The sequence below is a fragment of the Acidovorax sp. MR-S7 genome (assembly GCF_000400995.2).
GTDB lineage: Bacteria > Pseudomonadota > Gammaproteobacteria > Burkholderiales > Burkholderiaceae_C > MR-S7.
Genome location: NZ_DF238956.1, coordinates 1 through 876, shown reverse-complemented (window position 1 = coordinate 876; position 876 = coordinate 1). Strand labels below are relative to the sequence as shown.

Genomic DNA, 876 nt, shown 5'->3' with positions numbered 1-876 from the left:
CGGGATTTCGACCATCGCTTCGCCGACGGCCACGACTTCGCCGCGCTGGTTCTGCACCTGCACGTCCAGCATGAACCAGCGGCCGGTCTGCGTGTCCTTACCCGCCTTGACCACCGCGCTCGGGGTGATGGTGTCGCCCGGCTTCACCGGCATCTTCCAGCGGGTCTCGAGGCGCCGCTGCACGCCGCCGTGGGCGTAGATCCAGTCGGTCAGCATCTTGGTGATGACACCGAAGTTGTTCATGCCGTGCATGATGATGCCGCCGAAGTTCGTCTTGCCGAAGTCACCCTTCATGTACTCGTCGTCGAGGTGCAGCGGGTTGAAGTCAAGCGAGGCTTCGCAGAAGGCACGGATCGTTTCCCGCGTGGGCGAGAAGGGGGTGCCGGTGATCTTGTGGCCGACTTCGAATTGGGTAGTGGTCGTCATGTCGTGGATCCTTCTTAGGCGGGGCGGATGGTCTGGCCTCGGCCCGAGCAGATCACCTGGTTGTGCTGGTTGAAGAAGACGTTGTCGTGGACGACGAACAGCCGGTCTTTCTTGATGAACTTGTCGAGCGCGCGGGCTTCCAGTCGGATCGTGTCGCCGGGACGGGCAGGCAGGTTGTAGCTCCAGGACTGGCCGGCATTGACCGTGCCAGGGCTGCGCATCCAGTCGTCCGCAGGTGTGCAGGCGAACATCAGCAGGATGTGGATGGTGGGAGGAGCGATGAGGCCCTTGTATGGCGTGGTCTTGGCGTATTCCTCGTCGAAGTACAGCGGATGGGTGTCGCCCACCACGCGGCAGTACTTCTGCATCGCTTCGAGCGTCAGCGTGTACGGGATTGTCTTGCGCGGTTCACCAGGAACGATCTGTTCCCAGGTCTTGCGCAGCTCGTTG

The 876-nt window shown here is 62.2% G+C and carries 2 protein-coding genes; both read right to left on the bottom strand.

Features of this window, described 5'->3' with window-relative positions; translation table 11 throughout:
• Positions 1–426: MaoC family dehydratase (locus AVS7_RS18020; RefSeq protein ID WP_020229457.1), on the bottom strand; the 426-nt coding region annotated here is incomplete at its 3' end.
• Positions 427–440: 14 nt separating this feature from the next.
• Positions 441–869 carry a MaoC family dehydratase gene (locus AVS7_RS18015; protein ID WP_082176592.1) on the bottom strand — a complete coding sequence of 143 codons (429 nt, stop codon included), beginning with the start codon at positions 867–869 and terminating at the stop codon, positions 441–443.
• Between the last annotated feature and the right edge of the window lie 7 nt (positions 870–876).